Source organism: Microbacterium sp. MTN4-26 (assembly GCF_042846595.1).
GTDB lineage: Bacteria > Actinomycetota > Actinomycetes > Actinomycetales > Microbacteriaceae > Microbacterium > Microbacterium luteum.
Window position 1 is genome coordinate 67195 of sequence record NZ_BTGO01000005.1, and the last position, 17776, is coordinate 84970.

12 protein-coding genes and 1 pseudogene are annotated in these 17776 nt (G+C 63.9%); 7 read left to right on the forward strand and 6 right to left on the reverse strand.

Going from position 1 to position 17776, the window contains the following annotated elements:
• Positions 1 to 185 precede the first annotated feature (185 nt).
• Genes ACGG9C_RS05580 through ACGG9C_RS05590 form a run of 3 tightly spaced genes read left to right on the forward strand, consistent with a single transcriptional unit; the run spans position 186 to position 3992 of the window.
• Positions 186 to 890 (forward strand): TnsA-like heteromeric transposase endonuclease subunit, encoded by a 705-nt coding sequence (locus ACGG9C_RS05580; RefSeq protein WP_390178382.1) that lies wholly within the window; start codon positions 186 to 188, stop codon positions 888 to 890.
• The gene (locus ACGG9C_RS05585) at positions 887 to 2959 is read left to right on the forward strand and encodes a Mu transposase C-terminal domain-containing protein (protein ID WP_390178383.1); all 2073 of its coding nucleotides are present in this window, start codon (positions 887 to 889) and stop codon (positions 2957 to 2959) included. The genes ACGG9C_RS05580 and ACGG9C_RS05585 overlap by 4 nt, the downstream gene beginning before the upstream one ends.
• Positions 2952 to 3992, forward strand: a complete 1041-nt coding sequence (locus tag ACGG9C_RS05590; RefSeq protein WP_390178384.1) for a TniB family NTP-binding protein — start codon at positions 2952 to 2954, stop codon at positions 3990 to 3992. Before ACGG9C_RS05585 ends, ACGG9C_RS05590 begins: the two co-directional genes overlap by 8 nt.
• 623 nt (positions 3993 to 4615) lie before the next feature.
• Here ACGG9C_RS05590 and ACGG9C_RS05595 read toward each other — a convergent pair.
• Together ACGG9C_RS05595 and ACGG9C_RS05600 are read right to left on the reverse strand one after the other, a co-directional pair.
• Positions 4616 to 4936, reverse strand: coding sequence for a hypothetical protein (locus ACGG9C_RS05595; RefSeq protein WP_390178385.1), 321 nt, complete (start codon positions 4934 to 4936; stop codon positions 4616 to 4618).
• A gap of 141 nt (positions 4937 to 5077) precedes the next feature.
• Positions 5078 to 5449, reverse strand: coding sequence for a hypothetical protein (locus ACGG9C_RS05600; RefSeq protein ID WP_390178386.1), 372 nt, complete (start codon positions 5447 to 5449; stop codon positions 5078 to 5080).
• Between the two features lie 61 nt (positions 5450 to 5510).
• Here ACGG9C_RS05600 and ACGG9C_RS05605 point away from each other — a divergent pair, with 61 nt between their 5' ends.
• The 4 genes from ACGG9C_RS05605 to ACGG9C_RS05620 all read left to right on the forward strand — a co-directional run bounded on the left by ACGG9C_RS05605 (position 5511) and on the right by ACGG9C_RS05620 (position 7749).
• Positions 5511 to 5792 (forward strand): helix-turn-helix domain-containing protein, encoded by a 282-nt coding sequence (locus tag ACGG9C_RS05605; RefSeq protein ID WP_390178387.1) that lies wholly within the window; start codon positions 5511 to 5513, stop codon positions 5790 to 5792.
• A 75-nt stretch (positions 5793 to 5867) separates the two neighbouring features.
• Positions 5868 to 6260 carry a hypothetical protein gene (locus ACGG9C_RS05610; RefSeq protein WP_390178388.1) on the forward strand — a complete coding sequence of 131 codons (393 nt, stop codon included), beginning with the start codon at positions 5868 to 5870 and terminating at the stop codon, positions 6258 to 6260.
• A gap of 71 nt (positions 6261 to 6331) precedes the next feature.
• Complete coding sequence (locus ACGG9C_RS05615) at positions 6332 to 6523, forward strand: helix-turn-helix domain-containing protein (protein WP_390178389.1); 192 nt, start codon at positions 6332 to 6334, stop codon at positions 6521 to 6523.
• On the forward strand, positions 6520 to 7749 hold the full coding sequence (locus ACGG9C_RS05620; RefSeq protein ID WP_390178390.1) for a type IIL restriction-modification enzyme MmeI: 1230 nt from the start codon (positions 6520 to 6522) through the stop codon (positions 7747 to 7749). The genes ACGG9C_RS05615 and ACGG9C_RS05620 overlap by 4 nt, the downstream gene beginning before the upstream one ends.
• Positions 7750 to 8287: 538 nt before the next feature.
• Here ACGG9C_RS05620 and ACGG9C_RS05625 read toward each other — a convergent pair.
• From ACGG9C_RS05625 to ACGG9C_RS05640, 4 genes and pseudogenes are all read right to left on the reverse strand, one after another.
• Positions 8288 to 9469, reverse strand: a pseudogene (locus ACGG9C_RS05625) (hypothetical protein); the annotation flags it as partial.
• A gap of 20 nt (positions 9470 to 9489) precedes the next feature.
• Positions 9490 to 12855 carry a DUF499 domain-containing protein gene (locus ACGG9C_RS05630; protein WP_390178391.1) on the reverse strand — a complete coding sequence of 1122 codons (3366 nt, stop codon included), beginning with the start codon at positions 12853 to 12855 and terminating at the stop codon, positions 9490 to 9492.
• Positions 12856 to 12884: 29 nt separating this feature from the next.
• A complete protein-coding gene (locus tag ACGG9C_RS05635) occupies positions 12885 to 15671 on the reverse strand; it encodes a DUF1156 domain-containing protein (protein ID WP_228177893.1) in 2787 nt (928 codons plus the stop codon).
• Positions 15672 to 15715: 44 nt separating this feature from the next.
• Positions 15716 to 17716 carry a helicase-related protein gene (locus ACGG9C_RS05640; protein ID WP_195694482.1) on the reverse strand — a complete coding sequence of 667 codons (2001 nt, stop codon included), beginning with the start codon at positions 17714 to 17716 and terminating at the stop codon, positions 15716 to 15718.
• Positions 17717 to 17776: the final 60 nt, after the last annotated feature.

A 17776-nucleotide genomic window follows, 5' to 3' on the forward strand; every position in this document is an offset into this window, starting at 1 on the left:
CATCGAATCTGTCAGTCGCTCGGCGCGTCGCGCGACGCGCCGAGCATCCGCCGACGTACCTTGGCGCCGAGCACGTATCCGAAGTACGCATTGTCAGGCTCACGACCCTCGACCACGAGAGACCTCGCACGGTGATCCTGACAACGTTCGCGCCATCCGAGCACACCGTCACGCAGCTCGCGGCAGTGACCGTCGAGGTGAAGTACGACGGCCGGGTGTGCGACATCGGGTCCGAGCAGGTGAGTGAACTCGATCTGTCGCGCGTCGCTCCCATCCGGATCTCCAAGGCATATCCGGGGCGGGAGAACTACTCCGGCGTGTACTGGTCGGCGACGACGGGACGCCACCACTGGTTCGAGTCGCTATACGAGAAGACGGCACTGTCGGTTCTCGATCGCGATCCCGACGTAGTCGACATTGCCACTCAGCCGTTCAAGCTTCGCTGGAGCCGCCTGGGCATGATGCACTTCCCTGACTTCCTGATCCGCAGGTCGGACGGGTCACGGCTTATCGTCGACGTTCGTCCCCGCCGACGGATCAAGGCGCGTGACGCCGAACTTTTCGCGGTTACCGCTGCATGGGCCGCCTCCCTGGAGATGGACTACAGGCTCTTTGCTGACCTCGCGAGGGTTCAGGACTGGAACATCCGTCTTCTCGCTGGCTATCGCCATCCTCGATGGGCTTGCCCGACCCAGGTCGCGGAGATGCTCACCGCTCGCCGCGGAGAGGCGCGCGCGCTCCGGGACTGGGAGCCCCTGCTGGCCGGAACAAGCAGCCCCGCGCGAGGACTGCTCCTCGCCGCAATCTGGCACGGCGCCCTCGAGGTGGACCTCGGGAGCCGACTCGAGTTCGAATCCGTCGCTGTATGCGTGGGGAGGGGATGGGGATGAATCTGGAGCTCGGTGACCGGTTGGTCTGGGACGGAGTGGCCTTCGAGCTGATCGCGTACGACGCGGCGTCAGCCCGCCTGCGTGCCGTGGATGAGGGGTACGTGCGCGTGGTCCTCATCAATGAGTTGCAGAGGGACCCATCCATTGAGTGGCCGCAACGAGAACTTCGTCAGGTTCGGACGTTCGATCCACAGTCGCTGAAGGCGCTGCCGTTGCCCCAACAGGCGAAGATCCAGCTGTGGTTGCCGCACGTGACCCGGCTCGATAAGTTCCTCAGCTCGGCGCGAAGAGACGCTGATGAGACGAACCGAATCATTGCCGAGATAGCGCACAGCATTGGCCAGCAGACACCTGGAGGCTCGGTCGACCCGCGCACTGTCTGGCGAAAGCTCCAGGGCTACCGCGACTTCGGTGCGCTAGGACTGATCGACAAGCGATACCGGACCAAGACGCAGAAGAGTCGAGACCCTCTCCTCCTCGAAATCGTCGCCGATGTGTGTCGCCAAGCAGCTAGGCAATCCACCGGGACGCGCGGGCGCATCGTCGACGACATCCTGTACGCCATCGCAGATCGCTACGGAGCGGATCCGCCGTTCGCAATTCCGAGTGAACGCACCCTCGACCGCATCGTGAGCGAAATGCCTCGAGCGAAGCACCTGACGAGGTCCGCCAAGACGCGCGCTTCCCTCGCGAACCGTCCCCAGCGCGAGTTCCAGCAGCACGAGTCGCCGCGCCTCGGTGAGCACACCCAGATCGATACGACCAAGTTCGACGCGGAGATCACGCTGGACAACGGGAGTGTGACGACGCGAAATGGGGTTGAGCGTCCGGAGATGACCATCCTGCTCGAGATCCGAAGTCGCACTCCGATGGCCGCGGTGCTGCGGGCGGGCGGGACGAAGTCTGTCGATCTCGTGACCCTGCTCGCCCGCGCCCTCACACCGTACGAGCGTCGGCCTCAGGGTGCGCGCGAGACGCGGGAGTTGGTGTCGGCCGCGTGGGCCGATCCGCATGGGATCAGTCAGCAGGAGCTCGATCGCTACCGATCGATGGTGCCGGTGATCTTTCCGGAGAACATCACTGTCGACCACGGCAAGATCTTCACGTCCACCGCATTCACTGAGGCGTGCGAGCGGTTGGGTATTTCGATTATCGAGTGCAACCCGTACACACCCACCGGAAAGCCGCATGTCGAGGCGAACTTCGGTTCAGTCGCCGAACAGTTCGCGCAGTACCTTCGCAGCCACGTGGGTCGAAGCGTCGAGCACCGAGGAAAGGATGACGCACCGCATCCCCCTCCGACGCTCCTGCAAGCTCAGGAGTTGCTCGACGACTGGATCGCTGTGCACTGGATGCACCGTCCCCACGACGGGCTGCGAGATCCTCTCCGTCCGAGTCGCGCGCTCACGCCCATGGAGACAGTGACCCTGCTTCGTGAGGTCACGCCAGACCTGCCAATCCCGTTCGGACGCGAGGAGTACATCAGTCTGCTCCCGGGAGAGGGGCGGACGATCCAGGACTACGGCGTCAATATCGGTCGGCGTCGATACTCGTCGCGTCGCCTGCGCGACATTGTGGCGGCGACCCCGAGCACTGTTGGCCAAAAGTGGACCATTCGGAGCGACCCGTTCAATCTCTACACCGTCTGGCTCGAGTACGGCGACGAGTTCATCCCGCTGCATTGGAAGGCCGGCGACGCCCAGATGCCCTTCCGTGATGAGGTGCATCGCCAGCTCCGGGCAAGCGACGGAACACCAGGCGTTGATACGCGTCGCGTTTCGGCTGCCCTCAAAGAAGGCATTCGCCGCGGCCGGTTCGGCGCCCCGAACGCCGAGCGTGCGGATGCGCGCGTGCGCGCCGCGATGTCCGATCCGATGGCGCTGTCGAGCCCGCTCGCAGAACCATCGACCGGCGAGAATGCGGGCGAACATACTGGGGCCTCTGACGGGCGGTTCAGGCGCACCGGCGGCAACGGGTTCCTCGAGCCCGGCGACGATGAGGGCCTGTGGGCAGAGTCGGGCGGATTCACAAGCCAGACGGAAGAAACGCGAGGACGGCTCGATGATTGATCTGAGCATCGGTTCGCTGAAGAAGCCCAACTGGCAGACGAAGGAGGGCTGGTCCGACTTCGTGGGCGAGCAACTCGTCGAACCGGAGGTCATGACTCGCAGCGCGCTCGATGCACTCACCGAAGAGGAGCGAACCGCGTACTGCCTACGGCGACTGGACTTCATGGCGAACGGCCGCATCTCTCTCACCGCGGAGGTCAAGGCAATCCGGGACGAGCTTCGACTGCGGATGGTGGCAAACGCTCGCAAGCGCGGCGGCAAGTTCGGTCTCATCATCAACGGTGTCCCCAACGCGGGGAAGTCGACGACCGTCACCCGCCTTGCGAAGGAGTTCGAGATTCAACGCCGGGTCCGCGGCAACCCGCGTGGCCAACGGAGTGTGATCCCAGTGATCTACGTGTCGACACCTTCGGACTGCACCCCGAAGTCGCTGCTCGTCGAGTTCCACCACTTCCTCGGACGGCCGACACGCCCGCGGATGACCGCCCCGGAACTGCTCAACGGTCTCGCAGATGTCGTAGAGCGGTGCGGTACAGAACTCATCATCATCGACGAGATCCACAACCTGAATCAGGACCGGCAGGGTGCCTCGGATGCGACGAACTATCTCAAGCAGTTGTCCGAGAAGTGCCAGGCGACCTTCGTGTACGTCGGCGCCAACGTCGAAGACACTGGGCTCCTGGACGGAGGTTGGGCAGCCCAGGTGGCGACCCGGTTCAGGATCATGGACCTCGACGCACACCAGCTGAACAATCAACGCAATCGCGATCGATGGTGCGCGCTCTTGGAGGATCTGGAGGCCAATGCAAAGCTCGTGGCGCAGGAGCCAGGATCCATCGTGGACGACGCCGAGCTGCTCTGGGAAGCCAGTCACGGTCGCGTCGGAGAGGTGGCCGGCATCATTGAGCTGGCCGTCATCGAGGCAATGGAGACGGAATCAGAGCGCCTCAACTTCAGTCGATTGCGCGCGGTGATGGACGACGACCGACGCCGCCGCGCGCGGCGCGAGCTTAACGACGGGCTTGGCGAATGACCCGGCCTGTCGCGCTGCCGGTCTCCATCCGACCGCTTCCCGGAGAGACGGTCGTCGGCTATGTCGGGCGGCTTGCTCCAGCGAACGGTCTCACGTTTCGCGACCTGCGACTTCACATCCGCGACCTTGGCCGGCTGTCGGAGACCAATCCTGACGTCGAAAAGGTACCTGGACTCGTCGAGACACTCGGTGGGCTGGCGCCGGGCTACTTCGAACGGGACGCACGGAAACATGGCATGTTCGTGCGATGCAGCCACTACGGATGGCGCCACGGCAGGTGTCGCCGATGTTCGCAACCCCAATCGTCGAGGACAGAGTGTCTGCGGTGCGCAGCGGGAACACCGACGACGACTCGAAGGCGTGGGGCGGGTGTTTGTCTGCGTCATCGACGCTGGCATCTCGACGGCCGCGATGTCGACCTCGCCATGCATCCGGAGTTCGGTCGCGCGGAACGGTGGGTGAGTGGAACGCTTTGGTTTCACGGAATCGCGCTCCACACCGGAGAACTGCAACTCGCGGTGCGACTCCTCCTCGCAGCGCTGCGAGACTCGCCCGAAGCCGCGGAGCGCGCTCAAACTCGCGCAGAAGAGTTCGGCGCCTCGCTGGACAGCTCCTACGAGGACTCACTGCTCTGCGTCTACCCCGAGGCTGTCGCACTGACCGGAATACTCATCGATCCGGAGTTCCTGCGCTACCTGCTGAGTCCGCGATACAAGTCGCGCGATCAAGTCGAGATCATGCAGGCGGCGGTAGCAGGCGTGCAGGGAGGGACCGGTGGTCGACACCTGCGAGAAACCTCGCGCTTGGTCGTGGAGCGAAGCCAGGATGCCGTCATGGCTGCGTACGGCGCCAAGAAGGCATACGGCGTGAAGACCATCAGTTGCAGCCTCGACAAGGCGCTCCTCGCGTCGGCCCGTTCCCAGCGGGCATGCCTTCTCCGTCACCTCGACACCGTGCGCATGCCGAGCAGTTGGGACGCGCCGACATCGTGGGGAGCGCCTCGCAACTCGATCCTGAATCGCGCGCGGTTGCTGCCCGACGACCTCGATCGTCCGCTACCTGCAGTGTCGCGCGACCCAGGACGCTCAGCTGGGGGTGATGGAGAAGCCGGGCCGGATCACCGTGTCGTGCCCGAACACGAGGCTGATGGCGCCGGCGCGCGCCCAGGACACGATGAGCCACTGGCGCACGAGCGCGAGCTGGTGTCTTCGCTCGGGAAGCGGGCGTGACGGGTCGTCAATGACTTCGAGCCAGTCATCCGGCTCGAACATCGCGGCCAGGAGTTCGTCACAGGTTGGGCCCTGTGCGTGCTCGTCCCACCAGTCCCGTGCGGTCTCATACGCCTGCGCTGCGAGAGACGAGCCATTGGGTTCCGAGAGAAGACTCAACAGGGTTTCGAGGAATGGATCCGGCGTCAACGTGCGAAAGGCCGGGTGCTCCGCCAGTTCGCGCGTCATGATCGCAGATTGCCATACCGACTAGGCCATACCGAGCAAGCCTCGCCGTGAACCTGAGAAGGTGCGCAGCGCATCGTCTTCGAGCCCGGAGTGGGATGCCTACGCCCGGGCCATCGGAACGAACATCCAGAGACAGCGGTTGGCTCGCGGGTACAGCCAGGACCGCGTTGCGTACGAGGCGAACTTGAGCCGGTACACCTACCAGAAGCTCGAAAAGGGAGAGTCTCGCCCGGGTACCCCCGCGAACCCGACGGTGCGGACGCTCCTCGCCGTGGCGCAGGTACTTGGCATCGGACTTGCCGAGATTCTGCCGGAAGGGGTGCCGGACCTTACCGTCCGCTGACCTTCGCACGGGAGCGGCCCTCGCGGCCCGCAAGTTGTTCGCAGTATGCTGGTCCGTTCTGATCAAGGAGGTCGCATGCGTGACATCGCCGTTGGCGACCGAACCATCACGGTCCGGCACGATGGTGTTGAGACCACCAGATACGGCGAGATCCAGGACTACAGCGTGAGGATCTCTTACTCCGATGTTGCGACCCGTATCGCCATTCTGCAGATGAGCGCCGCGGTCGACGCCAGGGTTCTCAGGTCGGTAGTCGAGAACGAGCTTCTGTGGGACTACAAGGGCAGTCGCGAGCACGGGCTGCTTCAGGATCCCTACACGCGAGCCTGGCGCGATCGTAACCGTGCGCTTCTCGAGCGAGTCGTGCGCGACCTCGATGACGAGATTCTCGAGCTCCCTGATGAACCAGTGAGCGAGATCGAACGGACACTGATCCGCGCGTTTGGAATGGGTGCTGATGACGACTGAATGGGTACTGACTCGTCTCTGCGCGCCTCGGCTAGGATCGGTCAAACCGGGTGAAATCGCTAGGAGGCAACGTGGCCGAGGTGTGGCTATCGGCTGAGCAGATCGCTGCTCATCTTGGGGTCACGAAGGACACCGTCTATCTCTGGATCGCAGAGAAGTCGTTGCCGGCGCACCGGGTGGGGCGGCTCTGGAAGTTCCAGGCGTCCGAAGTCGATCAATGGGTGCGAAGCGGTCGCGCTGGGGACGAAGGCGGCGCGGCATGAGGCTCAACCTGAAGTCAGTCGAGGAGCGCGTCCGCCCGCTCGGCGGGCGCAGCAGCTACGACCGTGAGTTCATCTTCGAGTTGCTCGCTGCTTATGGGCGCTCGTCGAGCAACATCACGCGGCTGCGGAACGGCTCGCTCAACGTCGCCGACGACCCGGCCACCGAGGTCGCGCAGAAGAATGTCGTCTACTTCAAGGAGACGACAGACGATCCACTGGGAGTGATCGACGAGCTTCGCAGTGCACCGACGGTTGTGCGCTACAGCACCCGATTCGTCATCGTCACGGACTATTCCGAGCTGCTGGCCTTCGACGCGAAGACGAACGACTCGCTCGCCATCCCCATCTCAGACATCGACAAGCACTTCACCTTCTTCTTGCCCTGGGCGGGCATGGAGAAGGCGCAGTACGTCGCCGAGGCCCATGCCGACGTCAAGGCTGCCGAGCGCATGGCACGGTTGTTCGACGAGCTGTTGGCGATCAACCCCGAGCTCAACACCACGACGCTCGGTCGCCACGCCCTGAACGTCTTCTTCACACGTTTGCTGTTCTGCTTCTTTGCGGAGGACACGGGCATCTTCGACGAGGGACAGTTCACGGCGGCGGTCGGTACGCTCACACAGCCCGACGGCTCGGATGTCAGCCACTTCCTGACCGACCTCTTCACTGCTCTCGACACGGCGGATGCCGCCGAGAAGCCGACGCATCTTGCAGGCTTCCCCTACGTCAACGGGCGCCTGTTCACCGTCGAGGAGCATCACACGGTGCCGGCCTTCAACAAGAAGGCTCGTGATCTGCTGCTGGAGAGCGGTCGGCTGCTCTGGAACGAGATCAACCCCGATATTTTCGGCTCTATGTTCCAAGCTGTCGTGACTCCCGGACAGCGCTCTGATCTCGGGCAGCACTACACCTCGGTGCCGAACATACTCAAGACCATCGAGCCGCTCTTCCTCGACGGACTCAAGGAGCAGTTCGACGCCGCCTTCGACAGCGCGCCGAAGCTTGAGGCCTTGCTGCGGCGCATCGCACAGATCAAGGTCTTCGACCCCGCGTTTATGCGCAAGTCGGATGTCTCAAGAGACATCCAAGCGCCGGTCAGGCTGGTGCTTGGAGGTTCAAGTCGGTCGCTCTGCTCTCCCGTGAGAACTCGAGCCACCACCCTGCGAAGGCAGCCGGCGCAATCACTTCCAGCCTGTGCACGCCTTCGCCAACCGGAAGGACCTTGACGAGGCGCGCGTCAGCCTGCGCGGATGTTCCGACCGGCGAACCAAACTGGGCCGATGGGTCCTCTCTGAGGGCTTCCATGATCGAGTGCGCGACTCTTTCCACGGCCACTGCGAGAAGCGTTTCAACGTCGCCATGGAGGTCAAGCTCGTAGGCGGACCACACCGCGGCGGGGTCGAGGTCACAGGTCACCGAGGCTGCGGCACGTGCCTCAGCGACGCCCTTGCGATCGATAGCTAGAACCTGCTCCAACGTGCCTTGCGGATGCGCCCACACCCCGTGGTCCGCAAGCAAAGTGAGGAGCCGCGCCTTTCGGATGCCCTCCGCAGTCGACTCGTCATCGAGACCGGCCAACCAAGCTCCCCTCGATGCGGGATCGCTCGGAACCTTAGCCTCATCCGCTTTGCGGATTAGGGGACGCAGCACCGTTGAGATCCGACCGGGGCTCTCGGCGAACGTCTCCGTGATTGCACTTGAGAGCCCCGGCAGTGAGTCGAGGGTGCGCTGCATCTCGGGGTCGAACAGCGCGTCAAGATCACACACCGCGCGTACGTCCAAGCCCAGCTTCGTGCAGATCTCCAGCCATAACGCCACACCGCCGCTCCCGCCGCAGTCGACGAGATCTGTCTGCGCGACCACTTCCGCCGACGCGACGCGTGTAAGAGTTGTAGACATCGCGGCGACATCCGTCACACCCTCGAGCAGAACAGGTCGGGGCGAGAACACGATGTCGCTTACCAGTTGTGGATTCTGTGCGAGCGAAGCCTCCACGCGGTCCGCTTGCACATCCAAGACGCTCTCGCTCATCCGGCGCGGCGGCGATCCGGCGCCGAAGACCCAAATCGACGCCAAGTCGCTGGCGAGTCGTGGCCGCAAGAAGCTCGGCTCGTGTGTGACTACGATCGCGGATCGTCCCGACTGCTCGCATTCTCTGTTCAGCTCGGCGAGCCACAGCCTGGCCATGGAGGGGTGCAGGTGGAGTTCCGCCTCATCGACAACAAGCAACCGCCAGTCATCTCGATAGACCGCGGCGAGGAGGACCACCAGCTCGCGAAGACCGTGACCCTCGTCTCGAAGCAACGAGTACTCGACTGATCCCATGCGCACGTACGGGTCTAGGAATCCGGCTGTTTCGCGCAGTTCGATGGATCGCCCGAGAGCGCGACGGGTGAAAGCTGCAACGCGTAGCAGGACCTCTGGCTCCTCACGAAGCGCATAGAGCTCAGTGGTCGCGAGACCAGCGAGCCTTGCCATCTCGAGGATCTGTCGGCGTTCTTCCTCGCCGATTGGGACGCCGCGGTACTCGGTGGGTGTTGAACCCCAGCCGTGGTTAACAACGTTCATCAACCCGACCAGGCGATCGGTTGTCAGGATCCGCTCGCCTGTGGCCAAGGCGATCGCGCGAGCGGCCTTTGACTTTCCGCTGCCATTTCGCCCGACGAAGTACTGGACTGGGTGCGACCAGTCCGAGATCTCGATGAATTCGTGCTCAGAGCCAACCGAGTCGATCCCAAAGACGCCAGCTCGTCTGATGGTGACCGAGTCGGGGAACTTGTCACCATCAGTCGGCATTCGACTGATGGACGTCACCTTGAGCGGAGGGTCCCAGGTGTGGATGGCGAGGAACTGATCTGCAGCTTCCCGCTCACTGCCCGCGTCAACCTGCTGACGGTCGATACTGCCACCATTCGGCGCTACCGCCGACACGAGGAATCGGGTCATTGATCGTGTCCAGACTCTGGTCAGTTCTCGAAACCGGAGCTCGGGTCGAACTTGAGAACGCGCGCGTTCTCGGAGATCGTGCGCACTTCGCCTTCGTCGAATCCGTCGCTCTTGCTGGCCTGGATGTCGATGGTGATCTCGAGCTTGGCGCCGGCGCCGGCGAGGCGGTCGATGATTTCGCGAGTCACGTTTCCGATGTCGCGCGAGTACCGGTCGGGGTCGACCTTCACGGAGCCGAAGTAGCGGCTCGGGCGTCGCGGCGCGGAGCTCTCTTCGTTCGATCCCTCCTCGTCTGCTTCGTCATCGATCAAGACGACGTCCACCGGGCCGACCTCGGCGGCGCCGTCCTCTGCTGCGCGCCGGGCGGCTTCTCGAGCGGCGGCGGCACGATCTGCAGAGGCCTGTTCGTCGGCCTTGTTCCAGTCCACGAGGAGCGTGCTGTCGGTCACCTGGAGCGCGGCGTTCTGCGCAGGCGGCACGATCAGTCCGCGGTAGCGACTGGCCTCAGTGTCCTTCGCTGACGCGATCGCGAACTTCTCGCCGTCGACGAGGACCGAGTTGAGCGAGCGTTCGATCGCGGAGTCGAGCGTCTCCCTCTTGACGAGGCGCGGCAGGTAGACGTAGCGCGTGAAGTAGCCCCACAACTCGCCAACGCTGATCTCGCCCTTGTCGCGCCACAGCTGCCCAAGCTCCTGATGGAGGGTCGCTCCGAGGATCGGCGCACCCAGCTCGGTCACAAGCTGATCGTCGCGGGACAGCTTTGCGGCGACGCGCTCGGCAAGCGAGCGGCCGCTCGAGTCCGGCACCTTGTCGGTGATCAGCTCGAACGGCTTGGTGGCGTCGAACTGCTCGGGGTAGACCGCCCACACGAAGGTGTCGCGGATTCGATCCGAGACGGTCCGATCCAGGCGCGTGACCCAGTCGTCGGTCTGCTTGCGCTGCTGTACCGACAGGTTGAGGCTCTCGCTGGTCGCCTGCACGCGCTTCCACGCGAGATAGCTGCGAGCAGCGGCCTCCAGGCTCTCCAGCTCGCTCTTATCGGCCACCAGGAACACGAGAGTGTTGCGGTGCACGCGCTGGCTGGCGCCCTTGGTCTCGATCGCCTCGCGCACCCACTGGTGGGCTGAGGAGTTGGCACCGTCGGACTTCCGCCGCGAGTGGCGCGGGTGGACGATCACCAGGCGCGCGTCTTCGAGGTCGGGGATGTCGGCGCTGGATGCCGGCGCGACGTGAACTCGATCGAAGACACCGCGCGCACGTTCCTCGCTGCGAAGTCGCTCGGTGATCTCGTTCCACACGGTCTCGACGTCTTCGCGGAGTCGCTCGGCATAGTCGTTCGCAGTCTTCGTCACCGACGGCTGAGTGTCGAACCAATAGTGGCCCTGTTCCTCGTAGAAGTACGTCGACCGCTGCGCGAGCAGCTCGATCGCACTGCCGAAGTTGCCGAGCGTGTCACCGGGCGCCGCGGTTCCGAGCCAGACGTACTGCTTATCCAAGCCTTTCCGCGACGCCTTGATCCTCGGGGCAGCTCCCATGAAGATCGTTCGCGCGATCCGCTGCGTCACGAACCGCTGGCCCAGATTGGGGCGGTCGAGGTCGATCTGTTGCGCCATCGACCCCGGACCGTCGATGTCCGAGTCGATGATCGGCTTCCACTGGTCCTCGAGATACTGAGTGAGGTCGGTGTTGACCGTCGTCGCTTCCAGCGGCACGTTGCCGGGGAGGATCAGCGGGGACGTGTCGTTCGAAGCCCACAGCTCGTGCACGATGGACGACACGAGCTTGAGCACGCCGCGGGTGCGCTGGAACCGTTCCAACGTTGACCAGTCCTCGTAGAGGCGATCCAGCAGCTCGGGGTGCAGCGGGTACGACGCGCGAATGCGCTGCTCGTAGTCGTCACTCGGTGCCGCGGCATCCCGGGGGAATAAGGCGGTGTTGCTCCGATAAAGAGTGACGAAGCTGCGAGCTACGGCGGAGATCGTGGTCAAGCCCTCAGCGTTCGGCGCCTGGAAGATCCGGCGGCGGACGATCTCGAACGACTCGTCCTTGCTCGACGGTCGCCACTGGTCGGCGACCCGGCGGATCACGTTCTGCAGGCGCTCCAGCGCAAGCTGGCCGTTGGCGCCACCGATCTCGATGTCGCTACCGCTACCCGCATCACCGGTATCAGATGCCGGGATCGAGACGACGAGCATCGCGCCGGGCACTGACCGCACGACCTCCGTCAACGACTGCGCGAACGTGAACTGTGTCTCGAACGAGCCTGACGGAAGCTCCTTGTCCGTGACGAGCTGCCGGGCGTACGCGACCCACTCGTCGATCAGGATCAGCGCCGGCGAGTACTTCGCGATCAGCGTCCGCAGCGCTTCACCGGGGTTCGTCCCAGCACGGTCATCGTCTGCGATGAGGTCGTACGCCGCGCGGCCGCCGAGCTGCCACGCGAGCTCGCCCCAGAGCGTGCGCACCTCGGTCCCGTCGTCCTTAATGAGAGGTGATCCCGCCTTCAAGTACGTGCCGACGAGCGCGACGCGCTTCACGCCCAGCGCCGCAAGATCCGGGTTTCCGGTCTCGGCGATGAGCTCCTGCAGCTCCTGCGGGAAGTCCTTTGCGGGGGTGCCGCTGAAGAGGTGGTAGAGAGCGAGCATCGAGTGCGTCTTGCCACCACCGAAGTTGGTCTGCAGGTTGACGACCGGACTCGCGTTGCCGTCCCCGCCGCCCACGCGTCGGAGCGCGCGCGACAGCAGATCCCGCAGACCCTCTGTGAGGTAGGTGCGGGTAAAGAACTCGACCGGGTCGCCATACTCGGGGCTCGTCGCCTGACCGGTTCGCACGAGATGCAGGTCGGCAGCGAACTCGGATGCCGTGAACTCGCCGCGTGCCACATCATCGTGCGGGCGGATAACCTCGCGCCACGGCCGCAACCCCGAACCCGGGTCGAGCGTCACTGCCGTCCGCTTGACCTGCTTACGCGTCTGATCCTCGAAGACCGTGCGCTGTAGGTCGACCCGGAGCTTACGGACGTCCTCGGCCGAGTCCACCGCTCCAACGGCATGAAGCAGTCGCTCGATCGTGTCGAGCGCGCGCGCCGCGTCATCAGAACTGAACGGCTCGTTGTGCGCCCACAGATTTCGCGTCTCGCGGAGCTCTGAGCCGAAACCCTGCTGCGCACGCGACAGCACGTCCTTGAACCGGTAGCCCTGCTCGGTGATCGCGCGAAGCTGCACCTGCACATCATGCTTAGTCAGCGTTCGGGCTAGTCCACCCCGGCGCTGCGCGTCTTCTTGTGCCCACGCGGCAGGCCAATCCGACGTACCGTAGGCTGCGGTCATCACTTCATCGACGGAATCGAGCAGACCCTCCGACAACAGGTCGAAGGCCTTTCCCACGCGATCACGGTTGTTCATCGCCATCGAGCTCAGTCCCCATCCTCATCGAAGTCGAACGCCTGCTGAACGGCCCGCGGCGTACCGGCGTGCTTTCGCGCCTGCTCGTTCACGTCACCCCACGCACTCACCAGCCCGTTGAAGAGAATCGCGTCTTTGGTGTCGCGCTTCTTCTCGGCCTCGTGGAATAGCAGGAATCCCAACTCCTTCACCGCGTCGAGATTCACCCGCGTCTGAACTGAAGGAAGCAGGGAAGCGACCTGATCGGCTCCGTGCTTTGCCATCACCGCCGCAAGGCGAACCGTCGCCTCCCACACGCTGACGCGCTCGTCGGCGCTCACGTCCCATGCGCCTTCAAGCTGGGTCGGCGAGAGAAGTCGCGCCTTCCCGCCCTTTGCCTCGAAGATGCCCCCGCGCTCAAGCGCTCCGATCGACGTATCGGAAGAGCGCGCAAGCTGGTCAGCAATGCCGGAGTTCTCCTGGGTCCAGCCGTATTGGCGATACCACTTGACTGCGAACCGAGTGTCGGGATCGAAGTCCGACTCTTGCTCGCCGATTACTTCGTCCAGCGTGGCGTTTACGAGCAGGAGTGCGTCCTTCACACTCATGTCGGAGCCATCCGCCTCCCGCACCCGCGAGTACCGGGAGAACACGGATATGCCGGGTCCAATTGCCGCCTGCGCGAGATCGACGGGTGCAATCGCGCCCTGCATCAACGTGCGTAGCGCCTCTGGGAGCTCCGCCTTCAGTGCGGCCACGAACGCTCGTCGGGTCGTCGTAGGCGCATCGCTCGGGCGGGGGCGACAAGCCAGGACAATCGAAGAGGCCAGGGCGTTGGCATTTGAACCGATTAGCCTTCCGCTCATCTCGGTTCGCATGGGCCACGTCGCGGTTATCTCCCACCCAGAGTCAATGAGACCGTCCAGTAGCGTGTGCCAGCCGGTAGAGGAGGTCCCCTCGGCGTTGGCCTCCTGTTGCTTGTACGCGTAATAGACAGTCAGCGGGACATTCGGGTCTGCGCCCTCGCGGACTCGGGCAAAGACCGAGTTGAAGCCCTCGATGAAGAACTTCTCCGCTCCTGCTTTGCCATCATGTCGGTACGGATTAGCGACAAGCTCCTCGAACTTCGGAGTGAGCATAGTCCCAACCGTCTTCGAGTGGATCGTTGAAAGAGATCGTCGCAGCCAGACGTAAAAGAAGTCCGATAGGTCCGAGTAACCGATGTTGTCGTAGTAGGGCGGGTCGGTGGAGATGACGGCGCCCGAGTAGTCACGTGTCGAGGCATCCGCCTGACGTGCGGTGCTTCGACGTCCCGCCGGGAGACGGTCGATGGCGTCGGCCATTCCATCGATCTGGGTTATGAACCCTCCAGACCATGTCGAAAACACATTCGCCTCTGCGTAGTCCCACGCCATGGGAATGGCCTGACGAGAGAACACGTTTCGGATCTTCTGGAGACTGCTGTCCCAGCCGCAACTTGATGACGAGGCGTTGGTTTCTCGGCTGACCGCCAGCGCGAGATACGTTGCGACGGCATCTGCATAAGCCTCCGCGCCAGTCCCTCCATTCTCGAGTCGGTCGCCCTTCGGGAGACCCGCGGCAAGCGCGTCGTCGCGGACCTTCTCGCGGGCGTCCGCGACGAGATCACTCAGCGTGGTCAGCGCAACGAGCTGCCTATTGGTGAAGAGGTCGGAGAACTTCGTCAATCCATAGGCCGGTGGCGAAAACCAACGGGGGTTCGTTGGTACGTCGGCATCGATAGATGAATCCGGACGATCGACCGCCGCGGCCGCGGCCTGCTCTGCAGTGGGCGATAGGTAGAGTCGGCCGCGCGCGCCCTCCGCCACTACGGCTATGAGGTGTGCTCCAAGCTCGCCCCGCTTCCCCGCTTCGCGGACGTAGTCATACGTGAAGGGTGTGCCATCAGCAACCGAGCGGGCGCCTTTCCCGTGCTTGATGGTGCCGTCGTCATCACCCTTCGGGCCGTTGGCGTCATTGTGCACCTCGTAGTGGATCTTTCTGCCGACAACCCGGGCTTCGATCCACGCCTCGCTACCCTTCTTCTTGTTCAGCCACCAGGAGCGAACCAACGGAACCTCGATTGGGTTTGCCGGATTCGGGCTATTGACGGTGCGGGCCCAGATCCAGGCAATGACAGTGTGCTGCGTACCGTCTGGTCCGGTGACCTTGGGGTAAAGATGCCCGATGGTCCGCTCGGCTTGGTCTCGCATCCAGTTGCCGTACGCGCGAACATCCTCCGCCAATCCCTCGGAGCGGCCCCACGCATTGCGGGTCCCAGCAGCGCCTGGATGGACAGGTGGTCGGCCGGCGAAGGTCGGCGGAATCTCGATGAGCGCCTTGTTGATGAGGACCGCGACGGGGTTTAGGTCGCTCGCGTGCGCTTCGAGCCCCAGCCGCTGCGCTTCGAGTGGAATGGCCCCACCGCCGGCGAACGGGTCCAGGACGGAGGGTAGCTTGCCATCGTTGCTCTTGCGGATTTCCGCTCTCGCCTGGGCAAGAAGCGCATCATCATTGCTGTTCTCCCAGATGATCAGCCGCTCGAGCAGTCGATGCAGTCGTGCACGCTCCGCGTCCTGCGCATCGACTGTGGGGAACTCTTCCGGACGAGACGCAGGGTCGTCGACCAGCTGGGCGAAGAGAACGGCGCGTGCGACCGAAATAGGGCGGCGCGCCCAGTAAAGGTGCACCATCAGAGGTAGCCCTTTGCGGATCGACTTTTTCTCACGAGCGGCGGCGAAGTTGATGGCTTCGAGCGGCAGAGACGTCTCGATGAGCTTCTTCTTGGGTGCTGCGTTCACTGATGCATCTCTCGTGGGTCCGTTAGTCGTGTCGCCTGAATCTGTCATCGCGGTGGGCCTCCGCGATCCCAGTAGTCGTGCCATTCCTCGTTGTACGACCGTGTTGTCGCGGACGGCTCAATGTGGGTAAACGCGTCCATGACATAGCGAAGTCGGTCCCGCTTCTCGCCGTCCGGCGACACGAGGACGAGGGCGAGTCGGTGACGGTCGCCCTGCGTCTGCGCGAACGTGACCTCGTTCGTCGTGATGGTGAAGGTGTCGGACCCCTCGATCCGCCCCTTCACCTCGATGTAGTGAATGCGCCCGTCGGGATCGAAGGACTGGATGTCGTATCCGGGATTGTTCCTGGGCATCTCGTGGGGCGTGCGGCCGAGTGCGCGTTCGGTAGCGAGAACGGCTTCGACGGCTCGGCGTTCGACGAGCTCGGTGTTGCGCGCGAAGGTCTGAGGCGCGGCATCCTCGTCGCCAGGCGACAGTCGTTTGCTCGGCACGACGAGTGCTGACCCGCGGACAACGGCGGGAAGTGCGACGAGTTGCGTGCTCTCGTCGAGGGCGCGGAGCCGCTTGTCGAGTCGTTCGTCGAGCTGGCGGGCTCGCTGGAGCGCGGCGTCGGCGCGGAGGCGGCCTATGGTGCCGGAGCGTTCGAGCGCTTCGAGGCGATTGTGCTCGCGGTCCCAATGGTTGATCTCGGCCAGGAGGCGTTCCTTGACCTGCACGCGGGTGCGGTCGACATCCACGGCTATCCGCGCGGCGAGTTCGTCCATGCGAGGTGCGAGTCCGTCTCGATACGCCCACGTCCGGATAGAGCGTTCATGGTCGCTGTTTGCCCACTCGTCCGCGAGGACCTCGGCGATTGCCGCAGCCTCACCCGCGTGTGGTGCGTCGTAGTCGAGGTAGGGCGGCGCAGCAGCGAGCGTGACAGCCCCCGTGGTGTCGAGGACGGGGTAGTCGAAGTGGTGCGACACGGTGTCGGCATCGGTGGTGGCGTTCTGGATGCGCTGCTCGACGGCATACAGCAGTGCAGTGTGCTCGGATTGCTGTTCACGGCGATCGACGAACACGGTTCCTCGTTTGAGCACGGGCCCGAGGTCTTCGATCGTGAGTTCGATGACCGCTTGGAGGAGCGGGTGGCCGGGGGCGAGAAGTGCCGCCTGTGTCTGATTCTCGGGGCGAACGTGTGCAGTCTCGAACGTGGCTCGTTCGTACCGCTCCGGCACAGGTGCCCACCGGTTGAGTCGGCGTGCCGTGTCGATGACGCGCTGTGGTATCCGCGTGATCTCGTATCGGCCCTTCTCGCGCCGACGGATACGGCCACCGAGGCGTTCGAAGGCGGGGAGGAAGAACGCCGCGATGTATCCGGGCTGCAGGCGTCGCTCGCGGGCCTTCTCCATCCGCTCACGGATCTCTTCGAGATTGAGCGAGGAGTACATCTCGGGGTGCAAGGCTCGTTCAGCGACCATGGTGTCGAGCCCGTGGGCGACGCTCGCGTCGATGACTCGGTCGAGCTCGGCCTTGCGTTCCGGCTCGTCGCCGTACCGGATCGCCTCGATCAGCAGTTCACGGAGCGACTTCTCCTGGAAAGCATCCGCGTCGCCGAGAACGTTGAACAGGTTGCCGTTGTACGCGATCGACATCTGGTCGATCTTCGACAGCAACCGCGTGAACACGTCCCCCTCGCGTGTGTCCTTCGCGACCATGTTCCACAAGTGGCACACTTCCCGCTGGCCGATGCGGTGGATGCGGCCGAAACGCTGCTCGATCCGGTTCGGGTTCCACGGCAGGTCGTAATTGACCATGAGGTGCGCCCGCTGCAGGTTGAGGCCTTCGCCCGCGGCATCCGTCGCCAGGAGCACGACGGTGTTGCGGTCGTAGGTGAACTGCTCGCGCGCCGCCTTGCGGTCTTCGCGGCGCGTGCCGCCGTGAATCGTGATGACCGACTCCGGGCGACCCAGCTGCGTCGTGATCTTCTGCCGCAGGTAGTCAAGGGTGTCCTTGTGCTCGGTGAAGATGATGATCTTGCGCGGTTCGCCCGAGTCGTCGTGCACGAGTAGCCGAGGTTCTGTAAACGCACCTACCTCTCGATGAGAGCTAGGAAGGCGGTGGCT

What these genes read in the sequence shown, in the direction of transcription:
- ACGG9C_RS05590 (WP_390178384.1), top strand. Translation starts at nt 2,952, where the DNA reads ATGATTGATCTGAGCATCGGTTCGCTGAAGAAGCCCAACTGGCAGACG.
- ACGG9C_RS05620 (WP_390178390.1), top strand. Translation starts at nt 6,520, where the DNA reads ATGAGGCTCAACCTGAAGTCAGTCGAGGAGCGCGTCCGCCCGCTCGGC.
- ACGG9C_RS05600 (WP_390178386.1), bottom strand. Translation starts at nt 5,449, where the DNA reads ATGACGCGCGAACTGGCGGAGCACCCGGCCTTTCGCACGTTGACGCCG.
- ACGG9C_RS05610 (WP_390178388.1), top strand. Translation starts at nt 5,868, where the DNA reads ATGCGTGACATCGCCGTTGGCGACCGAACCATCACGGTCCGGCACGAT.
- ACGG9C_RS05585 (WP_390178383.1), top strand. Translation starts at nt 887, where the DNA reads ATGAATCTGGAGCTCGGTGACCGGTTGGTCTGGGACGGAGTGGCCTTC.